The organism is Ruminobacter sp. RM87, from assembly GCF_000701925.1.
Taxonomy (GTDB): Bacteria; Pseudomonadota; Gammaproteobacteria; order Enterobacterales; family Succinivibrionaceae; genus Ruminobacter; species Ruminobacter amylophilus.
Genome location: NZ_JNKD01000123.1, coordinates 1 through 1215, shown reverse-complemented (window position 1 = coordinate 1215; position 1215 = coordinate 1). Strand labels below are relative to the sequence as shown.

General features: G+C 37.2%; 2 protein-coding genes. Both read left to right on the top strand.

Features of this window, described 5'->3' with window-relative positions:
- Positions 1 to 543: 543 nt before the first annotated feature.
- A complete protein-coding gene (locus T489_RS15660) occupies positions 544 to 669 on the top strand; it encodes a hypothetical protein (RefSeq protein ID WP_255327023.1) in 126 nt (41 codons plus the stop codon).
- A gap of 317 nt (positions 670 to 986) precedes the next feature.
- Positions 987 to 1215, top strand: a 229-nt coding sequence (locus T489_RS15550) for an SPFH domain-containing protein (RefSeq protein WP_037320130.1), incomplete at its 3' end; no start/stop codon positions are given.

Below are 1215 nucleotides of genomic sequence, written 5' to 3'. Positions count from 1 at the left end.
CACCTAAACGAATTAAAGTTGACCACCTGCAAACAAGAAAAAACAGACAACGGAGTGGTCATGAAAAAAGCCAAAAATCGTAAAATGCCGGAATACATTTGAAATCAAACAGTCAGCCGTATATAATCTGCAGCTTTACTACACAGTGTACCTGAAACTTCAGACGTCGTTACGATAATTCCCGAAAATCTGGTAAATGAATACTTTAAAATCAGAAATGATTCAGTAATCCGTATATACGTACAGACACATTGTGTTTTTACCTGCAATGAAAAAGTCCGGCAGATATCTGTACTACGGTCAGAAAAATAAACAGAAAAGAAGTAATCAGTGAAGTCAGATTTCATGCGCATCGCTATCCTTGTCGTTGTAATTTCCATGTTCATCAAATTCATATGGATTGCAGGCAGATAGCTGCTCTTTAAGCAATGTGCGCAGGATAAAATTCTTGTGGTTTACAGCAAAATCAGAAACGGCAAGGTACTGAAATATGTGCGCAGCGGCAGAGTTCTTGTTTTACCGTATATTCAGGATTACTAATACATGGATAGCATTGAGGTATTTGCAAATGTAATGGAAGAAAATATCCTGACACGCGACAGTCTCGTCATCAGTGCCGTATGTGTGGACGCTAAAGTAATAATGGTCGAAAACGAGGAAAAATATTGAAAAAGCCGTACATATGCTGTTCAATAAAAGTTACCCAGATATTTGCGACATGGTGGAAAAAATAATAAGAAAACAGATACCGCCCGCAGTTGCCTCATTTACCCGCGAAAAACACATTCAAAAAACAATATAGAGCATGAACTCAGGAAAAGCGGATTACATACAGTAAATATGGATATCGAATCCATAATAGGATTATACGAATAAACTGCTCCTGTTCAGGTATCTGAAAAATAAAGAAGCTTACATAACACAGAAATACTATAGAAGCAGAAGCAGTACCTGGTTCACGACAGAACAGCCCTTTTATTCATATATTGATTAAACAGGAGAATGCTCCCATACGCAACAACGTTCATATCGACATCAATCTGAGTTTTAGTGTTCAGCTCTCGGAGGATAATAATTATTTAGAAAATGCCGTAAACTTTCTGTTCGACAAAAGCAAACACGAAATTGAAGAAAAAGTAAAGCAAATCATGAACGAACAGGTACTCCTCACGTTAGCCTCATTTTCCGTTGAAGAGATATTCAAAAACGACAGAA